This window comes from Bacillus tequilensis KCTC 13622, assembly GCF_000507145.1.
In the GTDB taxonomy this organism is placed as follows: domain Bacteria; phylum Bacillota; class Bacilli; order Bacillales; family Bacillaceae; genus Bacillus; species Bacillus tequilensis.
Genome location: NZ_AYTO01000019.1, coordinates 67,603 through 73,605, shown reverse-complemented (window position 1 = coordinate 73,605; position 6,003 = coordinate 67,603). Strand labels below are relative to the sequence as shown.

6 protein-coding genes and 1 riboswitch are annotated in these 6,003 nt (G+C 46.3%); of the genes, 4 read left to right on the top strand and 2 right to left on the bottom strand.

The annotated features are described in order from the left end of the window. The first annotated feature begins 260 nt into the window (after window positions 1-260). Together V756_RS0107730 and V756_RS0107725 are read left to right on the top strand one after the other, a co-directional pair. Window positions 261-1,451: a DUF819 family protein gene (locus V756_RS0107730; protein WP_024714155.1), complete on the top strand. Its 1,191-nt coding sequence runs from the start codon at window positions 261-263 to the stop codon at window positions 1,449-1,451. Window positions 1,452-1,506: 55 nt separating this feature from the next. Continuing rightward, the gene (locus V756_RS0107725; RefSeq protein WP_024714154.1) at window positions 1,507-2,055 is read left to right on the top strand and encodes a GNAT family N-acetyltransferase; all 549 of its coding nucleotides are present in this window, start codon (window positions 1,507-1,509) and stop codon (window positions 2,053-2,055) included. Window positions 2,056-2,084: 29 nt separating this feature from the next. Here V756_RS0107725 and metC read toward each other — a convergent pair whose 3' ends face one another. Continuing rightward, window positions 2,085-3,257: a cystathionine beta-lyase gene (gene metC / locus V756_RS0107720; RefSeq protein WP_024714153.1), complete on the bottom strand. Its 1,173-nt coding sequence runs from the start codon at window positions 3,255-3,257 to the stop codon at window positions 2,085-2,087. After that, on the bottom strand, window positions 3,250-4,371 hold the full coding sequence (metI, locus tag V756_RS0107715; RefSeq protein ID WP_024714152.1) for a cystathionine gamma-synthase/O-acetylhomoserine thiolyase: 1,122 nt from the start codon (window positions 4,369-4,371) through the stop codon (window positions 3,250-3,252). The genes metC and metI overlap by 8 nt, the downstream gene beginning before the upstream one ends. 67 nt (window positions 4,372-4,438) lie before the next feature. Beyond that, a riboswitch (SAM riboswitch) is annotated at window positions 4,439-4,560 on the bottom strand. Between the two features lie 167 nt (window positions 4,561-4,727). Here metI and V756_RS0107710 point away from each other — a divergent pair. Continuing rightward, the gene (locus V756_RS0107710; RefSeq protein ID WP_024714151.1) at window positions 4,728-5,450 is read left to right on the top strand and encodes an esterase family protein; all 723 of its coding nucleotides are present in this window, start codon (window positions 4,728-4,730) and stop codon (window positions 5,448-5,450) included. 36 nt (window positions 5,451-5,486) lie between these two features. Continuing rightward, window positions 5,487-6,002: a YjcG family protein gene (locus V756_RS0107705; protein WP_024714150.1), complete on the top strand. Its 516-nt coding sequence runs from the start codon at window positions 5,487-5,489 to the stop codon at window positions 6,000-6,002. The last annotated feature ends 1 nt before the right edge of the window (window position 6,003 follow it).

Below are 6,003 nucleotides of genomic sequence, written 5' to 3'. Positions count from 1 at the left end.
GCAAGCGTTCTCCCACTGAACTAACGCCTCGCAATATGATGTCACAATCCTGTCAAGGTAGCGCTCTCCCAGCTGAGCTACGGAATCATGATATGTATGTGTTGCTGGGTATGTTGTTGTCTTTCTGACAAGTTCTATTATATAACCACCCCTTCTATTCGTCAACTGCTTTTTCAGAAAAACTTTTTTTCGGACTTGCTGTTCTGTTCATAGGCTATTATAATATGTCTTAATTTTCAAACAATAGAGGTGATGGGGTTTTGCATTCTTTGATTTCTTCCGATGATGTTTGGGTATTGTGGGGGTTTATTGCGGTGTGGGCGGCAGTGAGCATCGGGCTGGAGCAGCGCTTTAAGTGGGCGTCCGCTGTGTCGGGCGCGATTATCGCGCTTGCAGGTGCTATGGTGTTTACAAACGTAGGAGTGCTTCCTGTTGAGTCGCCTGTATATGATACCGTATGGACCTATGTGGTGCCGCTGGCGATTCCCCTTTTGCTGTTTCAGATCAATGTGCGGCAGATTTTTAAGGAAAGCAGGCGTTTGCTGTTTATTTTTTTGATTAGCTCCGTTGGAACAGTGCTTGGCAGCATCCTCGCTTTTTTTCTGCTCAAACAGCATATTCCTTATTTAGATAAAATCGGCGGGATGATCAGCGCTTCTTATATCGGCGGCGGGGTCAACTTTGCCGCGATGGCGGCAAAGTTTGAGACACCTGGTCAATATGTGTCAGCTACCGTTGTGGCGGATAATTTTATGATGGCGCTTTTGTTTTTTATGTTAATCGGCATTCCTGCACTTAAATGGTTTCAGCGCCATTATGCCATGCCGTTTGAAGAGAAGGTAAAAGCCGATGGAAACAGCGGAAACAGTGCTGAAAGCTATTGGAAACGGAAGGATATTTCCTTAAAGGATATCGCTTTTAATGCCGGTGCTGCTTTTGCGCTTGTTGCGGTTAGTGTGAAGGTTTCCGGTTATTTTAAAAGCGTTTTTTCTCATCCCCTGCTGACCGGTACGCTTGGCGATCAGTACCTGATGCTTACATCTTTAACTGTTCTTATCATTTTTCTTTTCCCGCGTTTTTTTGAAAGGCTCAATGGATCTCAGGAACATGGAACCTTTTTGATTTATTTGTTTTTTGTGGTAATCGGCATTCCTGCAGATCTGCGCTTAATCTTCACTAATGCGCCTCTTATTCTATTATTCGTGTTTATCATTGCGATCAGCAATTTAGCGGTTTCCTTAGCTGCCGGAAAATTGTTCCGCGTGCGGCTTGAAGAAATTCTGCTCGCCGTCAACGCTACTGTCGGGGGACCGACAACTGCGGCTGCGATGGCAATTGCCAAGGGATGGAGGGAGCTTGTCGCCCCGATCATGCTTGTCGGTACGCTCGGCTACTTAATTGGGAACTATGTCGGCACCTTTATGGGAAATTGGTTTTCTTCCTTCTTATAAAAAGGATATTTGCACTTTCCAAAGAATGATGTAAGAAGAATGGAGAGATTACTGTATGTTAAAAGGAAAAACTATTTATGTAAGGCCTTTGCAAGTGGAAAATGCCGAAGAAAATTTGCGGCTGCAAAGCGAGAATCGGGATTTTTTCGAACAGTTTTCTATGATACGCGCAGACGATTACTATACGGTTGAGGGGCAAAGAAAACGAATAACCGAGTATCAGGAAAGACTTGAGAACGATGAAGAATATCATTTTGGCATTTTCACAGTGTCAGACGATACATTAATCGGGACGGTTTCGCTCTTTCAAATCATCCGCGGGGGGCTGCAAACTGCGTTCATTGGGTATTTTTTAGACAAAGCCCACAATGGAAAGGGCCTTATGACAGAGGCGGTCAGGCTGGTTGTTGATTATGCGTTCCACGAATTGAAACTGCATCGGATTGAAGCCGGTGTGATGCCCCGTAATCTTGGGTCCATGCGTGTATTAGAAAAAGCGGGTTTTCATAAAGAAGGCATTGCCAGAAAAAATGTAAAAATTAATGGCGTTTGGGAGGATCATCAAGTCCTCGCGATTCTGAATCCTGATGATGAACAACAATAAAAGAAGCCGGGCCAACCCCGGCTTCTTTTTTAACGAACTGCCACTGGCGCAATTTCTTTCAGCGCTTGTTCGAAATCGTGTTCTAAATCGTCTGCATGCTCGACTCCGACGCTAAGACGGAGCAGGCCATCAGTGATACCGCGTTTTTCACGCTCTTCCTTAGGCATTGCCGCGTGAGACATCGTTGCCGGATAGGACAAAATCGATTCCACGGCGCCAAGGCTGACAGCGAAGACTGGAAGTGACACATTCTCGACTAACTTCTTAACGGACGCTTTGCTTTCAAGCTCAAAAGATAGCACGGCGCCCGCTCCCGTTGACTGGCTTTTATGGGTTTCAGCGCCGGGATGATCAGACAGGCCCGGATAATACACGCGCTTCACCGCCGGGTGCTTCTGGAAAAACTCCGCAAGCCGCTGCGCTGTTTGGCTCGCTTTTTCTAAACGGACCTGCAATGTTTTTAATCCGCGCAGCACGAGCCAGCAATCTTGCACGCCAAGGACGGCGCCAAACGAGTTTTGCAGCTTATACAGCTGCTTCCCAAGCTCTTCATCTTTGACAGCAGCCAGACCTGATAGCACATCGCTGTGACCGCTTAAGAATTTTGTTGCGCTGTGAAGCACAATATCCACACCGAGATCAAGCGGCCGCTGCAGTGCAGGTGTCATGAAGGTATTGTCCAGAAAGGTCAGACAGCCGTTTTCTTTTGCAAGCTGGACAACCGCTTTTATATCAGTGATGCCGAGTGTCGGATTTGACGGTGTCTCCATATAAATGACTTTTGTGTTCGGCTTGATACTTCGCGCTACTTCGTTTGTATCCGTCATGTCAACAAACGTATGCTCAATGCCAAATCGGGTCAGCACCTCTGTCACCATGCGGAAGGTTCCGCCGTACACATCTTCTGTCACAAGAACGTGATCGCCCTGTGACAGAAGTAAAAATGCTGTTGAGATCGCAGCCATGCCTGAACTGAAAGCAAATCCTCTCGTCCCGCCTTCCAGTGCGGCAATTGTGTCTTCGAGAGCTGTTCTTGTCGGCGTGCCTGAACGGCTGTAATCATATGCGCCAAACTCTTCAAATGAAGATTGATGAAAAGTTGATGCGTGCTGAATCGGTACACTGACCGCACCTGTTGCGCCGTCTGTTTTAAATGGATTGTGCACGAGCTGGGTTTCCAGCGTCCAATTGTGATTACTCAAATGAAACAGCTCCCTCTTTGACCTGATGTAACGCCTGTTTTAAGTCCTCTTTTAAATCTTCGGCATGTTCAATTCCGACAGAAAAGCGCAGCAATCGATTGCAGACCCCATTTGCGATCCGAATCTCTTCAGGTATATCCATGTGCGTCTGTGTGGCAGGGTATGTAATAAAGCTCTCCACCCCGCCGAGGCTTTCAGCAAAACAAATGGTCTTCAGCGCTTTTAAAAACGGGTTGACCCACTCTTCTTTTTGCAAACGGAAGGACAGCATGCCGCCTTTGCCCGGATACAGCACATCAGCAATTTCTTCCTGATCCTCTAAAAACACCGCTAGTGCCTGCGCGTTGGCCTGATGCTGGCGCATTCTGAGGCTGAGCGTCTTCATTCCTCTCATCAAAAGCCATGAATCAAATGGCGGCAGGACAGCGCCGATTGCATTTTGATGCTGAAACATTTCCTCTCCAAGTTTTTCATCCTTTACAACGACAAGTCCCGCAAGCAGGTCGTTATGCCCGCCTAAATACTTGGTTGCGCTGTGAATCACAATGTCAGCTCCCAGCTCAAGCGGCTGCTGCAAGACCGGTGTATAAAATGTATTGTCAACGATCAGCAGAAGACCGTGCTCTTTCGTCATCCTGGCAATATGTTCAATGTCCGCCTCCTGCATGAGCGGATTTGTCGGTGTTTCCACAAACACCGCTTTTGTATTAGGCGTAATCTTAGAGCGTAAACAGTCCTCATCGCTGAAATCATCATAATGAAACGTCAATCCGTATTTTTTCCATTCATTTTCAAACAAACGGTACGTGCCGCCATATAGGTCAGATGAAACGATCAGTTCATCACCGCTTTTAAACAGCGCCATAATCGTTTGGATGGCTGCCATTCCCGAACTGAAGGCAAGCCCTCTCGCTCCGTTTTCTAAGCTGGCGATCGCGTCCTCGACAAGCTGGCGTGTCGGGTTTTTCGTGCGGACATAATCAAAACCGGTCGATTCCCCGACTCCTCTGTGGCGGTATGCTGTTGATAAATAAATAGGAGCACTCACTGTCCCCGTGACTTCGTCGCTTCTGTTCCCGATTTGGGCTAATTTCGTTTCAACATGCTGTGACATATAGCTGACACCTTCCCTTTTCATAATAAAAACCCCTTCTTCATAAGAAGAAGGGGTTTAACGCTTCTTCTTATCTTCCAAGCATAAAAACGCTTGCTGGATTTAGCACCTTGGCGCTTTGCACATATGCAAAACAAGCCGGTTGCTGAGGTTTCTAAGGGCCAGTCCCTCCACCTCTCACGATAAGAAATATCGATTTCAATTTTCTGATTGTTTTATATTAGCGCAATTCGCAGTTTATTTCAACACTTTTTTCTTCGAGTTCCGAACCGTTTAAAGAGGGAAATTTCTAATAATTCATGGTACAATAATGGAAAACAGCAAGAAAGTCTAGTCATGTCCTGGAGGAATGTATTATGGCACCGAAAAACGGCACAGTGCAAGAAAAGAAATTCTTTTCAAAAGAGCTTAACGAGGAAATGACCTTGCTCGTTTACCTGCCATCCAACTACTCCCCTCTTTATAAATACCATGTCATTATCGCGCAGGACGGCCACGATTATTTCAGGCTGGGGAGAATCGGCAGACAGGTCGAGGAACTGCTGTCTAAACGGGAAATAGACCGGAGCATTATTATCGGCGTTCCATATAAAGATGTAAAAGAGCGCAGAAACACCTACCATCCGGAAGGCTCAAAATTTTCGGCGTATAAACGGTTCATCGCCCATGAGCTCGTTCCGTTTGCGGATGACGAGTATCCAACGTATCAGGTCGGCTACGGTCGAACGCTGATCGGAGACTCGCTCGGAGCGACCGTGTCACTTATGACAGCGCTTGATTATCCGAATATGTTCGGAAACATCATCATGCAGTCTCCCTATGTTGACAAACATGTATTGGAAGCTGTGAAACAGTCAAACGACATCAAACACCTCTCTATCTATCACCAAATCGGAACAAAAGAAACTGAAGTCCACACGACAGACGGAAACATTCTCGACTTCACAGAACCGAATCAGAAGCTGAAACAGCTGCTTGAGCAGAAGCTTTCCGATTATGATTTTGAACCATTTGACGGAGATCACAAATGGACATACTGGCAGCCGCTCATCACGCCGGCGCTGAAAAAAATGCTTTGATACTCTATCATACTTTATTTCCAGGAGGGACATACTATGAAATACGGAATCGTTTTATTTCCATCAAAAAAACTCCAAGACCTTGCGAATTCTTACAGAAAGCGCTATGACCCGAGCTACTCCCTGATCCCGCCCCATTTGACGCTGAGAGCCTCGTTTGAATGTTCGGAGGAGAAAGCGGATCAGCTTGTATCACATCTGAGAAGCATCGCCAAGGAGTCCCATCCGATCGTTCTCAAACTGACAAAATACAGCTCATTTGCGCCTGTCAATAATGTCATTTACATCAAAGCAGAGCCGACGGAAGAATTAAAAACACTCAATGAAAAGCTATACACCGGTGTGCTGGCGGGTGAACAGGAATATAATTTCGTTCCGCACGTGACAGTCGGCCAAAATCTTTCCGACGATGAGCATTCAGATGTGCTCGGACAATTAAAAATGCAGGAAGTGTCGCATGAAGAAATCGTTGACCGATTCCACTTGCTTTACCAGCTGGATAACGGATCGTGGACAGTATATGAAACCTTCTTATTAGGCGGAGGAGAATAAT

What these genes read in the sequence shown, in the direction of transcription:
- V756_RS0107725 (WP_024714154.1), top strand. Translation starts at nt 1,507, where the DNA reads ATGTTAAAAGGAAAAACTATTTATGTAAGGCCTTTGCAAGTGGAAAAT.
- metI (WP_024714152.1), bottom strand. Translation starts at nt 4,371, where the DNA reads ATGTCACAGCATGTTGAAACGAAATTAGCCCAAATCGGGAACAGAAGC.
- V756_RS0107705 (WP_024714150.1), top strand. Translation starts at nt 5,487, where the DNA reads ATGAAATACGGAATCGTTTTATTTCCATCAAAAAAACTCCAAGACCTT.
- V756_RS0107710 (WP_024714151.1), top strand. Translation starts at nt 4,728, where the DNA reads ATGGCACCGAAAAACGGCACAGTGCAAGAAAAGAAATTCTTTTCAAAA.